Genomic DNA, 23,452 nt, shown 5'->3' with positions numbered 1-23,452 from the left:
CCGAACTCCAATTGATCTAATATTGGTGTGAACTCACCAGATAAATACGTACGTCTTTCGGCGTAACTACTAAATTTGGCTGAATAAACCCCCAAAATGAATCTAAATTACGGTGCTGTCGTAACCACTGAGGAAGCATTGATGCAAGATTAGAATTACTCAGCAATTCAGAGCGTAATACTTCAAATTCACCTGAGTCAGATGCAAGTCCAGTTGCTCTTGCAGTGAGCAAATTCAAAAGGTAGCTAACCTTATCGAAATCCGTTTCTAAAAATTCAATACTCAATTAGATCTCCTATAATTCAATCTAGAACTTAAAAGCACAACAATTTTGCGTATATTCCTGCGGTTGTCACGCTCATTTTATACTTTACACAGTTTTAACAAATTACCTAAGATATTGCTATCAAAAGCTATTTAATATTTACAAGCAAAGTTAAGGCATATAAATGCGCATTTCGCTCATTTCCTTGATTATGTAAGTAAGCTGCAGTTTGGCTGGCTTAATACGCATTACAAGTATATGATATTGATAATTATTTGCATTAAAAGGTTTTGAAAGGTGTGTATGAAAAAGTCTATGTTAACTCTGGCGTTAGTTATGGGTTTGAGTGGTTGTAGTACAACAATTGTGCAGCCTGATAAAAGCTCATCGTTATATTTTTCAGCACTTTACAATGCACAAGCAAAACCTGTTAGCTCTATATCATTTGAGCCAACTCTTTTAAATGCCGATGTGATTTTAGTGGGAGAGTGGCATACACATCCAGGTGTGCATTTATTTCAGGCTGAGTTATTTGAGCAATTAAGTAAAGATAATAAACGCGCTGCCCTTTCGCTTGAGCAATTTAGCCGCGCCGATCAGCTTACTTTAAACCAGTACGTTAAGGGTGAAATTGGCGAGCAGTATTTAATTGATAACACGCAAGCGTGGCCTAATTACAAAAGCGATTATCGAGCGCTTATAGAGCTGGCTAAAGCGAACAATAGCGATGTAATAGCTGCCAATGCGCCTAAAAATATTGTTACCTGTATTGGCAGGCAAGGCATAAATTACCTAAATGAACTTGATGAAACACAGCAGAGCTATATTGCAGCCGCTATTGATACGTCCCCCAGTGATTATAAACAACGTTTTATGACCTCAATGCACCATGGTTCGCCCAGTTAAAACGAGAATTATTATGCTGCGCAAGTTACATGGGATGAAACCATGGGGGAGTCTATCGTTAACTATTTAAATAATCATAAAGATGCGCAGGTAATGCATATAGCGGGCGATTTTCATGTGAAAAATGGCGAAGGAATAGCGCGCGTTATTAAGCGTTTAGCGCCAGAGCTCAGGGTTGTGTGGATATCGCCGGTTACAAGTGTGCAAGCTAATCAAAGTGGATATCAGTTGCAGGTTAACTCTTTGCCAACCCGTTATGTACAAAAAGAACATCAGCAAGCCGCTTTTAAAGCTTTAGCCAAACGAGGCAAAAAAACACAGTGCCAATAATAGGTTGGCACTGTGTTTGTGTAATACAATTTTTGCTATTTATTTAAGTGTAAATGTGCCTTTCATCATGGCGTAATGCCCCGGAAAAGAGCAAAAATAAGTATAATCGGTTTCGGCGGTTAAGCCGCTGGTATCAAAGGTCACTTCGGTTGTTTTACCGCCACCAATAATGTCTGTTGCGGCAAGTACGCGGCTATCGTTAGGCTTTAAGTACTGGTTGCTAAGCCCTGCTGCGTTGCCATCGGTGATAATACCTTGCATGTTTTGCTCAGTAGATAGCACCCAGTTATGGCCCATTACATTGGCGGGTAATTTACCGGTGTGGCTAAGCTTTACGGTTACTTTTTTACAGCTTTTAGGGGCGCTTAGTGTTTTAGTTGAAAACTGCATCATGTCGTTTGCATCTACATTTAGTGTACATTCGTCTGCATATGCAGCATTGGCACTAAGTAGTAGTGCAAAGCTTAGTATTAACTTTTTCATATTGTTTCCTCTATATTCGCTAAGTTGTTGCGTGCTTGATTGGTTAGTGCAACCAACGCTTTACGAACCTCTAACGGGCTGTTGCACTGGGTTTTAAAGTTAATAAAGTAATTACGCTTTTGGTTTTGTATATAAAAACCAGTGGGTAATAGGCCGCTCATTATTGGGGTGTTATCGGCTACGCCGTAGTGCTGCATTAATATGAGCGACATAGCATCTTGGTGATCTTCATTCATATGGTTAATCATGCTTTGCTGTTGGCTTTCATCCCAGTTTTTTGCCTCGCCCTGCCACTCGATTTGTTCAAGCCAAAATATTTTGCCAAAGCCGCCAATGTAACGCACTCGCACTACGTCTAATTGCCATAACTGAAAGTCGTGCGCATTGCGATAGCTAGCGGCTTCGGGGTATAGGGCAATATAGTTATCAAGTAAAGTGTGTGCTTGCTCACTTGGCACAATAGAGCCATCGCCTACGAGTGTTACGCGGCCGTGCTCGTTTTGATCGCCGTAGTCGGCGGCATCATATACAGTTAGGCTCATACGAGAGTCGTGCTTTAGATTTTTAGTGTGCTGGGCTATATCGCTAATAAAAAAGTAAACACGGCCTTGTTCGTCGCACATATAGGGGGTTACTGAGCCAAACGGGTAGCCGCGTAAATTATTAGAAATGGTCGACATAACACCGGCATTGGTTTTGTAAACCAAGGTGCGTGCATCGTTTAATGCTTGCTCTCTCATAAAAACTCCTGACGTTGAGAAAAAACCATGGGTGCATCGTTATAAGGATGAGAATTTACGTGCAGTTTCATGGCGTACATTTGTTGTAAATTTTGTTCAGTTAATACGGTGTTTATAGGCCCACTTTGCAGCACTTTTTTGTTGTGCAGTAAAATAGCGTCGGTTGCATAAAGGCTGGCCAAATTTAGATCGTGTATTGCAATAATGGCGCTGTTACCCTGCCCTACAAACGCTTTAACGCAGCTGAGCAAAGCATGTTGATGGCGCATATCAAGTGCTGATGTAGGTTCGTCGAGCAGCATTAGTTTTGGCTCGGCTGATTGTGTAAAAGCGTTTAGCTGCGCTAAAGTACGCGCCATATGCACGCGTTGTTGCTCTCCGCCCGAAAGCGCACTTACGCGGCGAGTTAAATAATGGCTTAAATCCATAATAGCGGCGTATTTATTTACTTTTTCGCTTTGCATTTTTAATGACTCTACATACGGGTAACGGCCCATTGCAATAAGCTCAAATACAGTAAAATCAAACCCTACGTGGTTAGCTTGCATCATAACTGCGCGCTGTGTGGCAAGGCGCTTTTTAGCATGAGCAGCCAGCGGCTTAGCATTAAAAAGTACACTGCCTGTAAAGGAATGCATACCTGCTAAGGTATGCAGCAAGGTAGATTTACCTGCGCCATTTTCACCAAGTAGTGCTACAAGTTGCCCTTGTTTAGCGCTGCCATTAATAGCGTTTAAAACGCTGTGATTATCAAAGCCAACGCTTAGATTGTTAAACGTGATCATGACCAACCTCGCTTATTTTTCACTATTAAATAAATAAACAATGGCGCACCCAATAATGCAGTAATAATGCCAATGGGTAGCTCTGATGGCATGATCACAATGCGTGCTAGCCAGTCAGAAAGTAGCAATACCACTACGCCAATTAGCATACAAAGCGGCAGCATATTACGTAAATGCGGCCCCACCATTAAGCGGGCAATATGCGGGACTACCAATCCAACAAACCCTATTAAGCCGGTAAGTGCCACAACCGCCCCTACTCCTAGTGCAACAAGTATAATTACATATAGTTTGAGCTTGTTGGTGTCTACCCCTAGGTACTGAGCTTGTGACTCGCCAATAAGGAGTAAGTTCATGGGCTCTTTTAACCGCCACAGGCCAATTAGGCTGATAAACAGTAACGGCGCAGCTTGAATAATCGTGCTCCAGCTTGCTCCGCCTAATGAGCCCATGGTCCAGTAATTTATTAATCGTAATGCACTGTCATCGGCAAAAAAGCTCAGTAGCCCAATAACCGCAAAGGCTAATGCGTTAATAGCAACCCCCACCAATATAAGTGTGGTGATATTAATTTGCCCTTGCTGCTTGGCAATAAAATATACCAGCGAGGTAACACCAAGCGCCCCTAAAAACGACGCATAAGGTAAATACAACTGCGCGTTAAAATTAAACTGCGCGCTAAGTGCTATAAACGCCACAGCAACCATAGCCGCACCCGCACTAATGCCAATAATAGATGGATCGGCCAATGGGTTGCGGCACAGCGCTTGCGTTGACGCGCCTGTTTGGGCAAGCACCACCCCTACAAGCACTGCAAGCACAAAGCGTGGCAAACGTATTTGCATTACGACATTTATTTGCAGCGCATCAAACTGATTAAAGCGCTCGGGTGCAAGCCAAGCAATGGCTAAACGCCAATCCCACCCTGCTGGCCCATACCCTATGCTAAGTAGCGCCAAAGCAAAAAAACACACAGAGGCTAATAGCATCCATTTATGGGTTTGGCTAAGTGTTACAGGGTTAAAACGGCTCAATGTTAGGGTGTTCATAAGCGGGTTTTATACTCGTTAAGCTCATTAATTGCTGTGGCTATACGCGGCGACATGCCAAGCGAAAGTAGGCTATCCATTACAAGTAAGTTACAGGTTTGCGCCGCTTTTAATAAGTGTAGTGTAGGTTGCTCACAAAAAGCCTGCTTACCGCCAAGGCTTTGTACAACATGGGCTGAGGCTACTAAAAAGTCGGGCTGATTTACAGCCAGTACTTCACTATTTATTGCTTTAAAGCCTGAATGCGTAGCGCCTATATTGGTAATGCCTGCATAGCTAAATAATAAATTAGGGACGGTTTCTTGCCCGGCGGCAACAAGCCCGCGCTCATTAGCTGAGAGTAAAAATAGCGCGCTGTGTGTTTGCGCTTTTGCTTTTTCAGGTAACGATTTTGTAATGTGTGTAATAAGTGTTTGTGCTTTTTGCTTGGCGTTTAAATCGTCACCTAAGCGTTTTATTAGCTCAAGTAGCTCGTTAACTGAGGTCGGCTTTTTATAATGAATGAGCTTAACCCCTGTTGCCTCAATTTGCTTAAGTGCTTGGCTTCGCCCTGCGCCTTCAAGCGCTAACAAGGTGGTTGGACGCATTGAAAGTACGCCTTCTGCAGCTAAATCGCGATAATAGCCCACTTGCGGCAATTGCGTGGCTTGGTGCGGGTACATGCTCGATTGATCAACAGCTACAAGGGTATTTTGTTTGCCTAGCGCATAAATTATTTCAGTAAGGGTGCCGCCAGCGCTAATAACGCGCTCTTGTGCAAGTGCAGATTGGGCCATTAAAGCAAACAATATAAATAGGTATTTCATTACACACTCCGGTTTTATTTTTTGGCTATTATAACTAGTTAAATCTAAATGAAAATGATTATCATAATTAATTGATCTTATTTTGACTTAGTTGTAACATCTCTGTCGTAAATAATAACTATTATCATTTGGAGTTAAAATGAATCCCTCTGCGTTTAGAGTTACTGCTATAGCAACCTTACTACTTGGCTCGGGCACTGCCATTGCCGAAAACATAATTGACGATCATATTGTTGTAAGTGGCTCGCGCTTTGAGCAAAAACTTAAAGATGTAACAGGCTCAGTCACTGTTATTACCGAGCAAGACATAGAGCGTCAGTTAGCTGTAGATTTACAAACCATGTTTAAGTACGACCCAAGCATTGCAACGACAGGCAGTGGCGCAGGCGCGCAAACACTTACAGTACGTGGTGTTGGTGGTAACCGGGTTGTATTTATAAAAGATGGCCGACGCACCAACGATGGTTATGCAGGTGGAGGGGGCTATTTAGTTGGCCGTAATTATTTTGACGTAGCAGGTGTAAAACAAGTAGAAGTAGCCAAAGGTGCTGCATCGTCATTATATGGCTCTGATGCACTTGGTGGCATTGTGGTTATAACCACTAAAGATCCTAGTGATTATTTAAAAAATAACAGCAGCTTTGTAAAAATGGCGCTTGGGTATCAAGGTCAAAGTAATCAAGTTGCCGCCGATATTACTGCTGCAAAAGACTTAGGCGACTTTGCAGTAAGCGCCGTGTATAGCCACCGTGATAGCGAAGAAGTACAAAACTATGACGAAAACTTACCCGGTTATGATGCTAAGTCGGATGCTTTATTAGTTAAATTTGAGCAACAGCTTGATGAAAAACGCACACTTAAATACACCCTTGATTACTTTAATCAAACAACTGAGCAAGTAATAACCCCCGCTGTTCAAGAAACCGAAGAAGATGACACGAGTTGGTCACTGGCGCTCGATTACCATTCAGAAGTAGCAACCGCTGCGTTTGATAAATGGTACGGGCAAGTGTCTTATAGTAGTTACGAGCAACAAAGCGATCAAATTAGTGGCGCAAGCACCTACACCGATTATAACGACTATCGTTTTGAGCAAAATATTTTAGGTTTAAAAGCGGTATTTAATAAAGGGTTTAACGCAGAGAGTGCCGATCATGAAGTGGTATACGGTATTGATATAGACTTATACGACACCACCCGCCCACGTTTTAAAACCCGTATTTTAGCCGATGGCACTGTTGATTTTACAGATCAAAAACAAAAAGCATTCCCGGGGGCTGATACCTCTTTAATTGGCGCTTATGTACAAGACAGTATTTCGTTTAATAATAGCGCGTGGTCAGTTATTGCGGGTGTGCGATATGATTACTACACCCTAGAGGCTAAAAATGATGAGCTATACGCTGATGCGCAGCTTGGTGATATTACCGAATCTGCTTTTTCGCCTAAGCTAGGTGCTATATACCAAGTGGATGATAACTTGTCGTTGTACGGGCAATACGTACGAGGCTTTAAAATACCACCACACGACCAAGCCTATCAAAGCCACGGCGTTGAACCGTTTTATCAAATATTACCAAACGCCGATTTAGACCCTGAAAGCAGTGATTCGTTTGAGCTTGGGCTAAGATACGCCAGCAGCGATATTAGCGTAAATTTAAGTGCTTTTTATGCAGCATACGATGACTTTATAGAAACCGCCGTAGTGGGTGTTGAGCCAACGTACATTCCTGGCGTAAACAAAACGCTGTATCAGTACCAAAATATTAGCGAAACACAAATAAGCGGTGTTGAAGCAGGAATTGCCATGTATGTAGCTGAAAATATACTACTAGAGGCAAACGTGGCTTACGTTGATGGTGAAAATAAAGAAACCGATCAGCCACTTACCAGCATTAGCCCGTTAAATGGCTCAGTATTGTTAAGTACAGAACAGGGTAATATTAACTGGACCGCCGCGTTGCGTTTGGCTAAATCGCAATCGGATGTAGTACTTGATACAAACGGTAATAAAACTACGCAAGGACATGGCTACGGCGTTGTTGATTTATACGCAAACTACGAATGGCAAGCGTGGCAGCTAAATGTAGGTGTACTTAACTTGCTCGATAAAGAATATGTACCTTTTGAGTTGATTGCAGGTCAATCACAAGGTGCTGATTTTAGCCAATATACCCAACCTGGGCGTAACTTTTCAGCCAAAATAAGCTATGAGTTTTAATTAGCTCCTAGAAAATTAAATAGCAACAAACGCTGCATGAAGCTGCAGCGTTTGTTGAGTTTATTTTTATGATGACACCCAACCTAATTTTTTATTTATTGATTCCTAGATTCTAATTGGAAGTGCACCACCTAATTCATTATGGCTAAAGTACAAAATTAACGGTGGGTGTCATCTCAAAATTTCATCTTAAAATTTACTAAAAACAAAGCAACACTTCATAAAACCAGCGATTTAAAGCCAAAATTACTGGTTTTATAAATTAATTAACTGCAAAGTCTTTTGTTTCTAAATAGCTTGGTACGGTTTTAAAACATGCCTCTAGTTTGCTTTTAAGCGCAGTGCTTATCGAAGCATCACACTTCAATTTCCCGTTATATTTACTCATAGTAAGCGGTACTAAGCTTAACGAGTCATAGCTTGGCTTGCTTTGTATTTTATGAATTACTAAACCTTGCTGCTCTGTTAGCTTTATTAATGTAAACACATTTTTTTGTGCTTGATTAGTCGTTATTTTTTCAACATATAGCGGGTTTTTAAAGGTTAGCTTTGTAGTAAAAAGTGCGTTGCCACCGCGTTCAAAATGGCCGTTAAATACAGTTACATTTAAGGTGGGTGTCTTTTTATTTATTAATAAATTTAGGTCAAATTTGGTTGGTAAAATAGTGATCTGTTCTTGCTCGTCTGCTGCTTTATTTAAAATATTTTTGATTGTTTTTAAGTGGGTGTCATCCGTAGTTACTTCATACACTATTTGGTAGTTGTGTGGAGGGGCGTATAAAGGCATGTGGCTGGCAAGTACTTTATCGCCGGCTAAAATAAGCGCCATACCATGGAAGCCATTATAGCTGTGGGTTTTGTGTGAATTGTGTTGAGGTGTATTTGCGTGCGCTGCACTCGATAATAAAATAAAAAATAGCAGTATGTGTTTCATGTTAGTGCTCAAAAAATATATATAGCGCCACTATAAGCTGATTTTTATATACAAATAATCGATAATAAGTGATTGGTTGTTTCCTTTTAGTTAATACGGTTTGGCGCTATGCATTTAGATGACATTGAAAAAGTAATTCATATGGCGGGTTCGCAAAATCTGCATACAACCGCTAAGCACTTTAATATTACCCCAGGTGCGCTGTCTAAAACGCTAAAAAAGGTTGAGGCAAATTTAGCCACGGAGCTGTTTAACCGTGTAGGTAAAACCTTAGTACTTAATGATAAAGGCAAAGAATTTGTTAAGCACAGTAGCGATTTAGTTCATAATTACCAGCAGCTTACTAGCCGTTTTAAAAGCGATAGTCATAAATTTAATGCGGTTATTGCAGGCCCTGCCATTTTACTCAACAGTGGCGTTAAAAAGCTGCTTACACCTCTTAGCAACCTGCCTTGCTCGGTGCGTATTAATAATGTATTTGAAGGTGAAGCCATAAGCCAAGTTGCATCAGGTTCGGCGCATATTGCGCTAGTTACTCGCGAGGCATTAAACAACAGCTCACATACTAATTTAGTGGCGGTTGACGAATTTAATACTGAGTTTAGTGTAGCTGCGTCTCCTTCACATCAGCTAGTACAAAAAGGCTTTTTAACACTCAATAAAAACCAATTACTACAGTTGTCTTTTGCATGCCCGTTGTTTTCACCACTGTGCGGCCTTGAACAAGGTATTGGCTCCGACGGTTGGCAAGATGAAATAGCCCCGCGCAATATTGTATTTAGATGTAGCGATTACAGTGCATTAATAGAGGTGATACAAAGTGGCTTGGCGTTGGCATATTTACCAAATTTCGTGATTGATGATTTAGGGCTTAAAAAATTAACTGTAAAGGGGGTTAACAGTCGCTACAGCGAAGACATAGTAATGATTTACAAACCATCAAAAGCTGATGGCTGGCTTAATAAACTCATGCACTCTTTGTAGAGAATTTATCAATTTAAGTTCAATGTAAAGTATTACTTAGCTAAGCAGTGGTTAGCTAATATCAGCAACAATGCACTGATTACGGCCATGTTCTTTTGCATGGTAAAGTGCTTTGTCAGCACATTTGTAAACTTGGTTTATGTCGTTACTGTGCTCAGGACTAAAAAAATCAAACTAAGTGCATAAAAAAGGCCAGATGCAAACGCTACTGGCCTTTCATTAAAACCGTCATGTATTTAGAGATGACGGGATGTTATTTAAACTTATTTACTTACGTTTTTACGGCGTCTATTAAACCATACTAATGGAGTAAGTAATAAAGCTATAAAGCCAAAACTACCACCACCGCTAGATTTTGATTCAGTTACAGGCACTGTTGCTACCGCTTCATTTTTTACCATTACAGTACTTTGTTGAGTCACAGTTGTTACACCATCACTTACGGCAACTTCAAAAACAAGCTCTTCATCTGCAGTAATAGCTGCAGGTGTGAAGCTTAAAGTTTCAGTGTCAGTACCAGTGAGCGTAGCAGCACTACCGCTAACCTGAGTCCAAGCATAAGTTAGTGTTTGACCATTGCGATCTGTAGCTGTTGCTGTAATTGTTCCTGTAGCAGATTCAGTAATTTCCGCCGATGCACTTTCGACTAAAACAAGTGGGGCTGCGTTATCACATGCTAGTGAATCACCCGCTACAAGCTCTGAAAATACAGGAGATAAAACGTTAGACATAGTTAGGTTATCAATCCACCAACCTAAATCATCAACTGCGCCATCTGATGAGATTCTAAAGCGCACTTTTACTAAGTTGCCGTTTAGAGCATCACCAAAGTTGATAGTTTCATAATTACCATACGCGCCACTATCTTGTACGTTATTACCTGTAAAAGTTTCACGTTCTTGAAGTTCTTGCGAATCGTTTTCGATTAGAACAGCGTCGTAGCCAACATCAAATGTGCCGCCAATTTCAGTAGCATCAACCCAGTCACCGCCATTAACACTAACTTCTACAACACCACCATCCCAGTTTTGCTCAATACTATAGAAATGCCAAAACGAGATTTCAAAGTCGCCTGAGTAACCAACTTCGAATGGCTTACTCTCTATTGCTACATCTGATTGGAAGCCATTATTTACAAGGCGCATTGCCTGTGTGCCTAGCTCAAACCCACCTTGTTCAAAGAAGGCAATATTACCACTATTATCCATAACCTGAGTGCCAACAGCTAAGTCACCGCCAAACATTACGTTTTCTTTTAAATCTAATAGTGATGAACTTGCTACTTCCATATCATCTGAAACTACAGCTCCAACAGGCATTTCTGACTTAAAGCCCATATTTACTTCAAACGTAAGTGTTTGATCAAGTGCTTCAACGATATCATCGTCCGTTTCAATTTCAGGGAATGTGACTTCAATTTCTAGTGTTTCAGCTGTACCCGCTTCGTTCAAAGTAACTTTAATATCGTTACTAGTTATTGCTTCGTACGGTTGAACTTCACCAAAAGTAAGTAAACCATCATTTTCAAATGTTACATCATGATCGCTTATAACAGTCAGTTGTGCTGTTGTACCACTAAGTACTTCACTACCACGGTTAGTAATTGTTACGCTAACCGTACTCGTTTCGCCTTTATCTAAAATATTGTCGTTAGTACAAAAACCAAGCTCTGTACCATTGTACATGTTGTTTAAGTCAGCACTTGCAAATGCATAGCTAGAAAGCTGTGTTTTATCTGATTCAACCACACCAGTAAGGTCATTACTGAAACGATCTGGCGATACTGCGCCAAGACCCATACCACGTTTAGCAAATGCACCTACCATTAATTTGTAATCAGCAGGGTCTACTGCATAGGCAGCAGCTAAAATAGCATCACGTGCTTCAGTGTAGGTTGGTGCTATAGGTGTTAATTTGTAACCTGCAACTAAGTAATCTGCCATTCGAGTTTGTGCTTCATTAAAGCCATGCTCGTTAATAAGCGCTACATAGTTTTCCCATAATACAGTTGCCCAAATTTCGCCGGCAGCATGAGGAGAAGCCACGCTTGTTGGTGATATTCCAATATCAGCACCAGCATTTTCAGTAATATGGCGGAACGACAATGCATTTACATCTGTATCAGTTGAATAAGGAAGACGACGAATACCGAAGTAGAAGTCTTCTACAAATGTGCCGCTACCATATGCTTTTTGGAACTTATCGTTACCTGTAATATTTATATCGCTTTCTTTAGCGATAAACATTAATGAGTGGAAATCGCCCCAGCCTTCGCCCATTGCGCGGCCTTGGAAGTTAATAAGGCCTGATGAATTACCGACTAAGCGGTTACTAATGTAGTGACCCCATTCATGAGCAATAATACCATTATCAAACGTACCATCTTTTAATGTTGCTTTGGTAAACATGTCTACAGTAACAACTTCACCAGCATCAATTAGGTCATACATTGCATGACCATCAGCGTAATTTAAACCCATATTTGGAATGGTTACAGTATCGTCTTCACCGCCCATTGGTGCCGGTTCTGCCGTATCTGGGTCATTATTAACAACGATAGTTGCTATTGCACCTGCATCTTGTGCATTTTTTACTTTAACCGTAAAAGCACATGAGCCACGATCTACAATTGCAATTTTCCCTGCTAGTTCAGCAGCATTTATAGCAGGCTCACAACCATCATTAATACTTGTTGAATCTACTGTATTTCCATCATCTAAACGAACAACTTCTGCAGCCACATCACTGAATTGGTATTTACCAAAGCCAGATTCTTTTGTTGAAGCTAAAAGGCCTAAAGAGTCATGTGAAGTTACTGTAATACCAAAATCTACACCTACAGTGGCATCTTTACTGTTGTACAAGTACATTTGCATACGTGGGCTAGCACCATCGGCTGGTGTAGACATATTTGCATTATTACGACCTGAGTTATCTTGAGCCTGTGCTTCAATCGGGTCACCTTCTACGCCGCCACGACCAAAGTTAGATACCTGCGCTACATTTGATGTTTCATCAAAACCATGATCATAGAAAAAATCATGTAAAAAGTTATTCATATAAAACAAGTTAACAATAGCTGCTTTACGGTTTGCGTAGCTATTTGCAACTTCATCTACTTGGTAAGGGTAGTCAAATGTGAAGTCTGCAGTTGTTTCAGCGGTAAAGTCACCTTCACTAAAGTCTTGAGGTGCAATCACATCGGCGTAAGCAAATACGTTATTACCTGATGTTGTCGTTGCATCATCAGCTAACCATGGGTCCATTGTGCTTAGTTTGCTGTAGTAGGATAGAGATACCATTGGCGCGTCTAAAATCTCAGTCTCGTCTACTTGTCCTGGGCCATCTGCAGGAATTACGTCACCGTGCGGGCTTTCCATTGGGTAGCCATCTTGGTTAGCGTAAACACGGTAATTAAAGTCAGCTGCATGAGATTTCAAATCTTTCGCAAAATATACTTTGCTGTTATTCGAATCTACTACGTAACTAAAGTAGTCACTTTCTAAAGAGCCAACTTCTGCTACTTCTACTTCAATGTAATAAGCAGATTTAAGCTCGCCTGCCACTTCAAAAAACACTTCTTTTGCACGTGGCGTACCTAAAACAATCTTAGAGTCATCTAATGATTTAGCCTCATATTTTGCATAGCCACCTTCATTACCAATTTTACGAAGTGAGACATCAATATTAGCTAATTCACTAAATGCTTTTTTTATACTTTGCTCAGAGTTTACAAAACCCGTTAATGCAGCAAGTTTATTTTTAGATGACGACGTATCAGCAAAATACCCCGAGCTTGCTACTAGGTTGTACTCTTTATCCATTAACAAGTTGTATTCGCGGTTAAAAACTTCAACACCGTTTACTTGTTGCTTGTATTTTGCACTAATAGAGCCACGTTTTTGCTCTGATAAATCAACCATAACAGCAGAAGATGCTGTTGCTTTACGATTACTAATACCTGTTAAAGTTTCAATATAAAAGTCAGCAGCATATTGGTTACGGTTATCAGCAGCGATTAAAGCCATGTCAGGCTTACGCTGACCTATTGCTTGCCATAAAAACGTTGCTTTACCCATTTGTGCATCGTAAATTGATTTTTGACCCGAGACAGTGGCGCGTTCGGCTAAGGTTTTCTGCTGAACAGCAGCTAAAGAAGTACCCTGAGTAACTGCATTTGTTGCACTTACATCATAAAATCGAGTTTGTTCAGCGGCCGTTAGCTCACCTGCTGCTAATGTAGATGCTACAACCATGGCAATAGTTGTTAATTTAAATTGAGACATGTATCCACCTGTTTGTATTTATTATGTTTAAACACTTAATGTTTTTAAATTGATTATTTTATGTAAACGCCTGGTTAAGTTGTTAATATACAGACTTGAATAAGGCTGAATAGCTTTAAATTTAAAGAAAAGTAAACAAAGGTAAACGAATGCAAAAAATAATTTTTACAAGTGCAGTGCCAATAATCGCAGCTTTATTACTATCTGCATGTAATAACAGTGAAAAAACAGAGGTTAACAACTCTCAGGCACAACCTAAAACAGCAGAAATCATTATAAAAGAACCATCTAAGAACCAGAAAAGTGACACTATTTTCCCTAAAAAAGAAAGTAGTCAAGGTGTTATTAAAAATGCATCTAAAAGCATAAATTCATCGGGTGATAAACTTATCTTTAACTCTGAGCAGTTATTTAAAGGCGACGTTATTTATAATCAGAACTTAAAACAAAAAGGTGTAGTAACAGGTACTCTTACCATTACATTAAATACCGATTCTGTGCCTGATGAGTTAAAAAATAATTATGAATTAATCAAGTCAACAGCTCACAATTACACATTACTTGTTGAAAAAGGTGTTGATATTGCAGGATTGTCTAGTGCTTTAAACAGCTATAAATCAGTGACCAATGTAGAAATTGCAATTAACTATTCACCTATCGAAACACACTTTTAATCAGCAACAATGCACTGATTACGGCCATGTTCTTTTGCATGGTAAAGTGCTTTGTCAGCACATTTGTAAACTTGGTCTATGTCGTTACTGTGCTCAGGCCAAGTTGCAATCCCAATTGAAATTGTTATAAAGCCGATAGTTTCCATATTTGTAGACTCAACAGTTTTACGTAGTCGCTCTGCTATTTTGAGCGCACTTTGGCTGTTTTCATTAGGCAAGACAAGTACAAATTCTTCACCACCTATACGTGCTACGATATCGTCTTTTCGAGATAATTTTTTGATAATATCAGTAAGCGATTTAAGAGCTTCATCTCCTTTATCATGGCCAAAGGTATCGTTAACTCGCTTAAAGAAATCGATGTCTATCTCTAAAATAGCAAATGGAGTTTGCTTAAACATCAACTGGTTTAATAAACCGTTTAAACTCCTACGGTTGTGAGTATCAGTTAGGGGATCTGTTTGCGCATCATGACGAAGCTGACCTATCTGCATTTGCAAAGTATTAACTCCATTGAGCATTGCAATTTTTAGTCTTTGGCTTTCAAAGTACCAAGATTTAACACTTTTTAGCTCTTCAATACTTGTTGGATCGTCAAGTGTGTTTGCTTTGTCTGCTAGTTGTTTTAAAGGCCTAGAAATAAAGTGAGCAAAAAAACCGATTAAAAGAAACGTAATAACAGCCATCGGTAATGTACGTTTTATTACTTCAGTTATGAGTAAATCAAGTGACGAAAGCGTTGCTCTTACAGGGCGCTGAGCGACAATTACCCATTTTGCTTTAGGCACAGAGGAAAAGCCTGCTAGCATTTCTATCTCTTGGCTATTTTTAACAATAGAAGTACCGCTTTGGCCTGTAATCATATTATTAGTGATTGAATTATTTGTGACGACTGTCCCTATTAGTGCCTGATCTGGGTGATAGAGAATTCGCCTACTGGCGTCGACCACATAAATATATGTTCCACCCTCATAATAATGCTGCTCTAATAAGCTATTTAAAATATTACGCTCTTTTAGATAAAGAGAGCCACCAATATAACCAAGGTAATCTCCACTTTTATCAAACAAAGGATGAGAAATAAAAACAATAAAGTTCCCAGCAGCCGACATATAAGGCGCGCTGATTAATGGTCTTTTTTCTTGTAGCGCTTGTACAGCGCCAGGTGAGTGGATTGATTCACCAATAAGTTGCGGAAATTTAGGAGAGGTTGCGACAACAACACTATGCTTATTAATTACAACCGAGTTAAAGCTATTCGTTTGTAAGTGTAAGCGGGTCGCTTCTTGGTTTAATAAATCTTCATCATCAACTCTTTGCTCTATTTTTTTAGCTGAATAGGCCAGTTGTTGCATTGCGGATTCTAAAAAATTATCTGTTGCTGATGCCAGTTTATTGGCATAAGCATAGTTACTTTTTAGCGTGTAAGCTGTTAACTGCTCTTTTTGTACTTGGTAGGTAGAATAAAAGCTACTTACTAAAGTACTAATAGAAGCCGTAATCGCTAAAAGCAAAATAAGAAATCGAAGATTTAAGGCCGTTAATAATTTTTTTCGCAAACGTATGCCATCCTAAGTACAGGTATTCAGTACCCGAACCTATAATTGTATATAAAGCCCGCAATTATACCCTCTGGAAAATTTATTATCTAATATTAACAAAGCCACAAAAAATATAACTAAATATAACTTTTCGCTAATAGCAAAATTATAAATTTTCTTTAACTTTTACAATATGTTATTGGTTCCTCTGCAAAAAATCCTTCTTTTGCAGTTACCTCAAAAAGTAGTTAAGCTGCTTACACTTATCTACTTTTTAGCTTTGGAGTGTGTTTTGCTAAATAAGTGTATTGTATCGTCTATCGTTTTTTTATCTGGGTGCTTAATGCCATTACAATCCTCGCTTGCTAAACCCGTGCTTTCTCTTGAACAAAAACTTGGGCAAAAGCTAATACTCGACTTTCGTTACTTCTGCCAGCAAGGAGTAAGTAATAAATGCCGAACTCCAATGACCGAGTTACCTAATGAGCTCGCTACCGCTATTGCAAAATACGATATTGGTGGGGTAATTTTATTTTCTGAAAACACTCAATCGATAGAGCAAACAATTACGCTTAATAGCCAATTGCAAACAGCTGCAAGTAAATCCAGTAGTAAGCTGCCGCTATTTATATCAATAGATCAAGAAGGCGGACGTGTAGCGCGTTTACCACGCGATGTTGCCACCTCATTTACCGGTAATATGTCGATTGGCGCAACCTACAAAAAACACGGTACAAGCTTTGCGACAAAAACAGCAACAGTTATAGCTAAAGAACTAAACTCGCTGGGTATAAATGTAAACTACGCGCCCACGGTTGATGTAAACATGAACCCCGACAACCCAGTTATTAACGTACGCTCGTTTGGTGAAAACCCAGCATTAGTGAGTAAATTGGGCGCCGCACAGGTTGCAGGATTTGAAAGCAATGGCGTGATTACCTCGTTAAAGCACTTTCCGGGTCACGGCGATACAAACGTAGATAGCCATACAGGCTTGCCTAAAGTAAACCATGCAAAAGAAGTTATTTACGAGCAAGACCTAGCACCGTTTAAACACATTATCGCCAAGCAAAACCCAGGTATGATAATGACGGCGCATATTCAATACCCAGCGCTTGATAGCACAACGTTTATAAGTGTTAATGGCAAAACTATGGTAAAACCAGCAACAATGTCGCGCGCAATCATTACTGATATTTTACGTGGCGAGCTTAATTACCAAGGAGTTGTAGTAACTGATGCGCTTGATATGGCTGGTATTAGTAACTTCTTCACACCAACTCAAGCGGTAATAAATACATTTGCCGCTGGAGCTGACATTGCCCTAATGCCTATTGAAATTAGAACACCAGATGATTTAAATAAACTCGATGATCTTATTAAAGATCTTGTTGCAGCGGTTAAATCAAACCAACTTGATGAGCAAGAAATAGCACAATCGGCACAGCGTATAATTACACTTAAAAATAAATTTAGATTAAGCACTAATTTTGACCCTATTACCGCGCTCATAAATGCAAAGCAAACAATTGGCAGTGCAGCACATCGCGAAATAGAAGCGCAGCTTGCTGTAGAGGCAATAACGCAGGTTAAAAATAATAACAGTACTTTGCCACTTAATTTAAAAGCAGGAAGTAATGTTCATATTATTATGCCCGACACGCGTAAATGTATGGCAATGCAGCAAGCGATTGAAGCTATCAGCCAGCAAAAATTCACTTATAGCTGTAGTAGCTTACAAGGGTTCGACCCTGCACTCGCAAAAGCACAAATACACGCTGCTGATGTAGTTATAGCCGGCAATGCAACACCTAATCAAAGTGCGGTAGAAATTGGCGGTATGGATGATTTAAAAGACGACCCTAATTTTGCACTTAATAATGCAGAGCAACCAAAAGCACTTGAGTCATTATTAAATATGGCAAAAGAGAAAAACAAAAGCACTGTTTTTATAAGCCTAAGAGCCCCTTACGACATTGCTAAATTTGGCAATTATGCAAATGCTGTACTTGCATCCTACGCATATAATATTGATGTAGATAAAAACGATATTGTATCTGGTCCTGCTTTTACCGCACTTGCAAAAGTGTTACTAGGCGAAGCAACTGCTAACGGCGTATTACCTGTCACAATAAAACCGCAAAAGGCGCACTAATATGAAGCTCAATTGTGATTTAGGTGAAAGCTTTGGCGCATGGAAAATGGGACTAGACGATGACGTTATGCCACATATTGATATGGCTAATATTGCGTGTGGGTTTCATGCAGGTGACGCCGATGTAATGGCAAACACTCTTGTACTTGCCAAGCAACATAACGTACAAATTGGTGCTCACCCAAGCTACCCAGACAAGCAGGGCTTTGGTAGACGCTCAATGGTACTTAGCGAAAAAGAGCTTACAAATTGCCTGCACTATCAAATAGCCGCTATTGAGGGTATGGCAAAAGTACAAGGTTTAACACTTAGCTATGTAAAACCCCACGGCGCACTGTATAACGACATGATGGCAAATGATCAAATATTACAAACCGTTATAAATGCAATTGCCAGCTACCCAACAGATTTAAAACTAATGGTTTTAGCGACTAAAAATGCCAATAAGCACATTCAAATAGCTAAAAGTTTAGGAGTTGAGTTAATACTAGAGGCCTTTGCAGATAGGCAGTACACCGACGATGGGCATTTAGTGTCGCGAACACTTGAGGGCAGCGTTCACAACAAAGCCGCATTACTAGAGCAAGTAACTCAGCTTTTATCCGATGGTAGTGTAACAACACGAACAGGAAAAAAACTAACGCTCAACGCCCATAGCTTATGTGTACATGGCGACAACGCTGATGGCATATCACTTATAAAAGATATAAAAGCCCTGTGTAACTCAGCCAATTAGGCTTTCCACACAACCTTAAATTATAAGCTGTAAAGCCCCTTTACAGCTTTAACTCATAGAGTTAAATAAGAGCTTCATCGCATCCTACTGTTAATTTAATAATCCCTAACATATAACTACTTAGAAAATTAAAAAAGTAACAACAGGGATAAAAATGAAAAAGTTTTTAACACTTAGCCTCGTTTTAGGCTGTAGCAATTTAGCCTACGCTGAAAAAAATACACTACAACTGCAAGATGTATTTAATTTAGAATATGCCAATCAAATAGATATAACCGAAGACGGTAAAACGGTTTATTTTGTGCGTAATCGCATGGATATAAAAACAGATCGTAAAGTGGGGAATATTTGGTCTGTTGATTACAAAACCAAACAAATGCAGCCATTAACCTCTGGCGTGCACATGGATTACTCGCCAGTACTCTCTCCTGATGGCCAACGCCTTGCGTTTATATCAACCCGCGATGGCAGCAGCCAAATATATATTAAATGGCTTAAAACAGGTGCTATGGCAAAAATAAGTAACTTAACAAGTAGTCCTCGTTCGATTACATGGAGCCCTGATTCCAACCAATTAATATTTAGCATGTTTGTTCCAAGCGCTAATTCAGCACCAGTGAGCTTACCAGGTAAACCAAAAGGTGCAACGTGGGCAGAGCCTGCTAAATTTATTGATGATGTTTACTACCGTTCAGATGGTGGCGGTTACACACAAAAGGGCTTTAGCCAATTATTTTCCATAGATGCTAACGGTGGTAATGCCAAACAACTCACTCATGATGAGTTTGATAACGCGGGCGATGTAAGTTTTAGCAACGATGGTAAGTCGCTTTATTTTTCTGCAAACAGGCACACAAACAACCAACTAAAACCCACAAACAGTGAAATTTATAAACTCGATTTAGCTTCGCAAAATATAACAGAAATTACCGATAGAAATGGTCCTGACGAGCAGCCTAAAATCTCTCCCGATGGGCGTTACTTAGCGTACACAGGTTACGATGATAAACGCACTAACTACGAAAACGCTCAGCTTTATATTCGTAATTTAAAATCTGGAGAGACAGTTAGCTTAACGCCGAATTTTGACCGCAGCGTAGGTCAAATAAAGTGGAGTGCAAACTCCAAAGGCATATACTTTAGCTATGCAGATAAAGGCCAAACTGCCCTTGCGTATCAACCACGCAGTGGCAAGCGTAAAATAATAACAACCCAAATTGGCAGCGTTGCATTTGGTCGCCCTTATTCTGGTGGCGACTTTGATGTAAGCGAAGATGGCGAAATAGCCTTTACCCTTGCAGATACTCAGCGCCCTGCTGATATAGCAACAATTAAACGCGGTAAAGCGCAGCGTTTAACTACCCTTAATGCTGATGCTCTAGGTGATAAAGCTTTGGCTAAAGTGGAAGAAGTTTGGATTAAATCAAGCTACGATGAACTCCCTGTTCAAGGATGGATTGCCTATCCGCCAGGTTTTGACAGCAGCAAAAAGTATCCGTTAATACTAGAAATACACGGCGGCCCTGTCGCTAATTATGGGCCGCATTTTAGCGCCGAAATTCAACTGTTTGCAGCAAAGGGGAATATCGTTCTATACATGAATCCACGCGGAAGTGATTCATACGGTAACGAGTTTGCACAAACCATTCATCATAATTACCCAAGTAACGATTTTGACGACTTAATGACGGGCGTTGATGCGCTAATAGGGAAAGGCTTTATCGACGAGTCTAAATTGTTTGTAACCGGTGGCTCTGGTGGCGGTGTATTAACTGCATGGATTGTGGGTCATACCGATCGTTTTGCTGCAGCTGTAGTTGCTAAGCCTGTTATCAATTGGATCAGTTTTGTACTAACAGCAGATTTTTATCCGTTTTTTGCTGATTACTGGTTTCCGGGTAAACCGTGGGATCATATTGAACATTATATGAAACGCTCGCCTATTAGCTATGTTGGAAACGTCAAAACTCCTACTATGTTGCTCACTGGGGAATCTGACTACCGTACACCAATTTCAGAAACTGAGCAGTTTTATCAGGCATTAAAGTTACAAGGTGTTGATACCGCAATGGTGCGAATTCCTAATGCATCGCACGGCATTACAGCTCGCCCATCAAACTTAATGGCTAAAGTAGCTTATATTCAATGGTGGTTTGATAAACACTCTAAATAAACTCTGGGTAATAAATTTTAGCTCAAATAAAAGCCACTCTAGTTAAGTGGCTTTTGTATCTACCGCCGTAGTATTCAAACTGTAAACCCCCTTTACACTTCTATGACAGCTAAATATCGGACTTAGCTAAAACTTCAGTTAGTAAAATTTCGGTTTATAGCATTTTTTGTAACTTGAGTTGGTAAAAAATCGGTTTGAGTCACTGTTTATAACCTCTCAGTTAGTAAAATTTTGTTTTATAGCAACGAGAAGTTAGTAAAAAATCGGTTTATAAATTATCTGCGTTTGCCTATTAAAGCAAAAATCAGTCACTTATCCGCTTTTTTTAGTTGCCGTAAACGCTAATTACAGCAGAATCACCTAAAAAAGGTTGTTTTATGAAACGTTAGTTAAACTCTGATCTGTAAATTCACTCAGGTAGTTAAATCGTGATCCAAAATTATTTGGTTAGTTAAAGTCTGATCTGTAATTATGCTTCAATGTTCTAACTTTACTTAAAGCAATAAAAAAGGGCCTATTGGCCCTTGAGTAACACTATCTAGTTAGGAATTAAAATTGGTTCATGGTGTTGTCTTCACCACCGGCTTTTAGCGCGTTATCACCAGAGAAGTATTCTTTGTGCGTATCGCCCATGTTAGACCCTGCTAGGTCTTGGTGTTTAACAGAAGCTTGCTCACGGCGAATTTCTTGGCGTTGTACATCACGCACGTAAGCCAGCATACCCATATCGCCAAAGTAACCTTCTGATAAAATATCAGTGCTTAGCGCAGCTGTATGGTACGTAGGCAGAGTAATTAAGTGATGGAAAATACCTGCTTCACGTGCGCCATCGCGCTGAAAGTTTTGCACTAGTAAATCGGCTGCTTGTGCAAGCTCTGTTGCATCCATTTCTGGTGCCATAAGGCCTTTATTATCGCCAAGGCTTGGGTAAGCACTAAGGTCACGGCCTGCTTCTTCCCACTCTTGATACACTTGCTCACGAAACTTAAGCGTCCAGTTAAACGAAGGCGAGTTGTTGTATACCAGTTTTGCATTTGGCACGTGTTCTTTTACACGATTCACCAGTTCTGCAATTTGTTTAACATGTGGTTTTTCTGTTTCAATCCACAGTAAATCAGCGCCCGACTGCAAGCTAGTAATACAATCTAATACTACGCGGTCTTTTTCAGTGCCTTCGCGGAACTGGTATAAACCGTTATCTAGGCGAGTTGGTTTACATAACTGGCCATTAATTTTCATTGCCGTATCGCCTTCATTTAAATCATCAACACCGTTAATTGGCGTAGTTTCTAAAAATGCATTGTATTGGCTTGCTAAGTCACCAGGTGTTTGCGACACAGGTACTTTTTGAGTAAGGCTGGCACCCAATGAATCTGTACGTGCCACAATAATGCCGTTATCAATACCTAGCTCTAAAAAGGCGTAACGTACTGCGTTAATTTTTGCTAAAAAGTCTTCGTGTGGAACGGTCACTTTACCCGCTTGGTGACCACATTGTTTGGCGTCAGATACTTGGTTTTCTATTTGAATGGCACATGCACCGGCTTCAATCATTTTTTTAGCCAGTAAGTAAGTTGCTTCTTCGTTACCAAAACCGGCATCAATATCAGCAATAATTGGCACAACATGGGTTTCAAAGTTGTCTATTTTATCAATAACAGCTTGAACATCGCCGCCGTTCGCTTTTGCTTCATCTAGGTCGTTAAACAAGTGATCTAGTTCACGTGCATCAGCTTGCTTTAAAAACGTGTAAATTTCTTCAATTAGCGCAGGTACCGATGTTTTTTCATGCATGCTTTGATCTGGCAGCGGACCAAATGCAGAGCGAAGCGCTGCAACCATCCAGCCACTTAAGTATACATAGCTGCGTTTAGTTGTTTTTTGATGGCGCTTAATAGCCATCATCATTTGTTGGGCAGTAAAGCCATGCCAACAGCCTAAAGATTGCGTGTACTGGCTTGTGTCGGCGTCATATGCAGCCATATCTTCACGCATTACGTCTGCTGTGTATTGCGCAATTTCAATCCCTGTACGAAAACGGTTTTGTAAACGCATACGGCTTGCGTATTCAGGGTTAATAGCTTTCCATGCGCTGCCTTGTGTTTGGCAAAGAGTAGAGAGTGTGTCTGTTTCGCGTTGATATGTTGTCATAATAAAATCCTTCGAACGAGTGTGTAAATTATTTTAATGTTGTGAGAGTGGCTAGGAGTGTGTTCCATAGCGCTTAATTCAACATTAGGCTCCTTTTCTAGATTTAGTAAATTTATAGTTGTTATTGTGGCTATACATTTTGTGAATAGCTAAAAAGCACTCAACATTGCCTTTTTGAGTTATTGTTGCCTTACGCACAAGCACACAACAACATCGCGACCGTTTAAAGGAAG

16 protein-coding genes and 2 pseudogenes are annotated in these 23,452 nt (G+C 40.1%); 7 read left to right on the top strand and 11 right to left on the bottom strand.

What is annotated here, in order from left to right:
- Positions 1 to 16: 16 nt before the first annotated feature.
- Positions 17 to 286: a hypothetical protein gene (locus tag H5088_RS20285; protein ID WP_259398093.1), complete on the bottom strand. Its 270-nt coding sequence runs from the start codon at positions 284 to 286 to the stop codon at positions 17 to 19.
- A 282-nt stretch (positions 287 to 568) separates the two neighbouring features.
- Here H5088_RS20285 and H5088_RS06910 point away from each other — a divergent pair.
- Positions 569 to 1,501 (top strand): annotated as a pseudogene (locus H5088_RS06910) (ChaN family lipoprotein).
- 39 nt (positions 1,502 to 1,540) lie between these two features.
- Here H5088_RS06910 and azu read toward each other — a convergent pair.
- From azu to H5088_RS06885, 5 genes are read right to left on the bottom strand one after another with little or no spacing between them, the layout of a single operon-like run.
- Positions 1,541 to 1,984 (bottom strand): azurin, encoded by a 444-nt coding sequence (azu, locus tag H5088_RS06905; RefSeq protein WP_182752527.1) that lies wholly within the window; start codon positions 1,982 to 1,984, stop codon positions 1,541 to 1,543.
- Entirely contained in the window at positions 1,981 to 2,724 is a 744-nt protein-coding gene (locus tag H5088_RS06900; RefSeq protein WP_182752526.1) for a HugZ family protein, read from the bottom strand. Before H5088_RS06900 ends, azu begins: the two co-directional genes overlap by 4 nt.
- Positions 2,721 to 3,509, bottom strand: a complete 789-nt coding sequence (locus H5088_RS06895; protein ID WP_182752525.1) for a heme ABC transporter ATP-binding protein — start codon at positions 3,507 to 3,509, stop codon at positions 2,721 to 2,723. The genes H5088_RS06900 and H5088_RS06895 overlap by 4 nt, the downstream gene beginning before the upstream one ends.
- Positions 3,506 to 4,558 (bottom strand): iron ABC transporter permease, encoded by a 1,053-nt coding sequence (locus tag H5088_RS06890; protein WP_182752524.1) that lies wholly within the window; start codon positions 4,556 to 4,558, stop codon positions 3,506 to 3,508. Before H5088_RS06890 ends, H5088_RS06895 begins: the two co-directional genes overlap by 4 nt.
- Positions 4,555 to 5,364, bottom strand: coding sequence for a hemin ABC transporter substrate-binding protein (locus H5088_RS06885; protein WP_182752523.1), 810 nt, complete (start codon positions 5,362 to 5,364; stop codon positions 4,555 to 4,557). The genes H5088_RS06890 and H5088_RS06885 overlap by 4 nt, the downstream gene beginning before the upstream one ends.
- 139 nt (positions 5,365 to 5,503) lie before the next feature.
- Between H5088_RS06885 and H5088_RS06880 the strand changes: the two genes are divergently transcribed.
- Entirely contained in the window at positions 5,504 to 7,585 is a 2,082-nt protein-coding gene (locus tag H5088_RS06880; RefSeq protein ID WP_182752522.1) for a TonB-dependent hemoglobin/transferrin/lactoferrin family receptor, read from the top strand.
- Positions 7,586 to 7,847: 262 nt separating this feature from the next.
- Here H5088_RS06880 and H5088_RS06875 read toward each other — a convergent pair whose 3' ends face one another.
- Entirely contained in the window at positions 7,848 to 8,519 is a 672-nt protein-coding gene (locus H5088_RS06875) for a hypothetical protein (RefSeq protein ID WP_182752521.1), read from the bottom strand.
- Positions 8,520 to 8,627: 108 nt separating this feature from the next.
- Here H5088_RS06875 and H5088_RS06870 point away from each other — a divergent pair, with 108 nt between their 5' ends.
- Positions 8,628 to 9,503: a LysR family transcriptional regulator gene (locus H5088_RS06870; RefSeq protein ID WP_182752520.1), complete on the top strand. Its 876-nt coding sequence runs from the start codon at positions 8,628 to 8,630 to the stop codon at positions 9,501 to 9,503.
- A gap of 51 nt (positions 9,504 to 9,554) precedes the next feature.
- On the opposite strand, the pseudogene H5088_RS20480 reads toward H5088_RS06870, so the two are convergent.
- Together H5088_RS20480 and H5088_RS06860 are read right to left on the bottom strand one after the other, a co-directional pair.
- Positions 9,555 to 9,662 (bottom strand): annotated as a pseudogene (locus H5088_RS20480) (hypothetical protein); the annotation flags it as partial.
- Positions 9,663 to 9,766: 104 nt separating this feature from the next.
- Positions 9,767 to 13,789, bottom strand: a complete 4,023-nt coding sequence (locus H5088_RS06860; RefSeq protein ID WP_182752519.1) for a rhombosortase-dependent M36 family metallopeptidase — start codon at positions 13,787 to 13,789, stop codon at positions 9,767 to 9,769.
- A 149-nt stretch (positions 13,790 to 13,938) separates the two neighbouring features.
- Here H5088_RS06860 and H5088_RS06855 point away from each other — a divergent pair, with 149 nt between their 5' ends.
- Positions 13,939 to 14,463: a hypothetical protein gene (locus H5088_RS06855; protein WP_154902851.1), complete on the top strand. Its 525-nt coding sequence runs from the start codon at positions 13,939 to 13,941 to the stop codon at positions 14,461 to 14,463.
- On the opposite strand, the gene H5088_RS06850 is transcribed toward H5088_RS06855, so the two are convergent.
- Positions 14,460 to 15,977, bottom strand: a complete 1,518-nt coding sequence (locus H5088_RS06850) for a sensor domain-containing diguanylate cyclase (protein WP_182752630.1) — start codon at positions 15,975 to 15,977, stop codon at positions 14,460 to 14,462. The genes H5088_RS06855 and H5088_RS06850 overlap by 4 nt on opposite strands.
- 370 nt (positions 15,978 to 16,347) lie before the next feature.
- Here H5088_RS06850 and H5088_RS06845 point away from each other — a divergent pair, with 370 nt between their 5' ends.
- The 3 genes from H5088_RS06845 to H5088_RS06835 all read left to right on the top strand — a co-directional run bounded on the left by H5088_RS06845 (position 16,348) and on the right by H5088_RS06835 (position 21,068).
- Positions 16,348 to 18,159 (top strand): glycoside hydrolase family 3 protein, encoded by a 1,812-nt coding sequence (locus tag H5088_RS06845; RefSeq protein ID WP_182752518.1) that lies wholly within the window; start codon positions 16,348 to 16,350, stop codon positions 18,157 to 18,159.
- Between the two features lies 1 nt (position 18,160).
- Positions 18,161 to 18,895: a 5-oxoprolinase subunit PxpA gene (locus H5088_RS06840; protein WP_182752517.1), complete on the top strand. Its 735-nt coding sequence runs from the start codon at positions 18,161 to 18,163 to the stop codon at positions 18,893 to 18,895.
- A gap of 154 nt (positions 18,896 to 19,049) precedes the next feature.
- Positions 19,050 to 21,068 (top strand): S9 family peptidase, encoded by a 2,019-nt coding sequence (locus H5088_RS06835; protein WP_182752516.1) that lies wholly within the window; start codon positions 19,050 to 19,052, stop codon positions 21,066 to 21,068.
- A gap of 549 nt (positions 21,069 to 21,617) precedes the next feature.
- Here H5088_RS06835 and H5088_RS06830 read toward each other — a convergent pair.
- The gene (locus H5088_RS06830; protein ID WP_002959200.1) at positions 21,618 to 23,219 is read right to left on the bottom strand and encodes an isocitrate lyase; all 1,602 of its coding nucleotides are present in this window, start codon (positions 23,217 to 23,219) and stop codon (positions 21,618 to 21,620) included.
- Positions 23,220 to 23,452 lie beyond the last annotated feature (233 nt).

Origin of the sequence: Pseudoalteromonas sp. SR43-3, assembly GCF_014163875.1 — a bacterium.
Taxonomy (GTDB): domain Bacteria; phylum Pseudomonadota; class Gammaproteobacteria; order Enterobacterales; family Alteromonadaceae; genus Pseudoalteromonas; species Pseudoalteromonas distincta.
The sequence above is the reverse complement of the archived record's forward strand: the minus strand, read 5'-3'. Positions and strand labels throughout refer to the sequence as shown.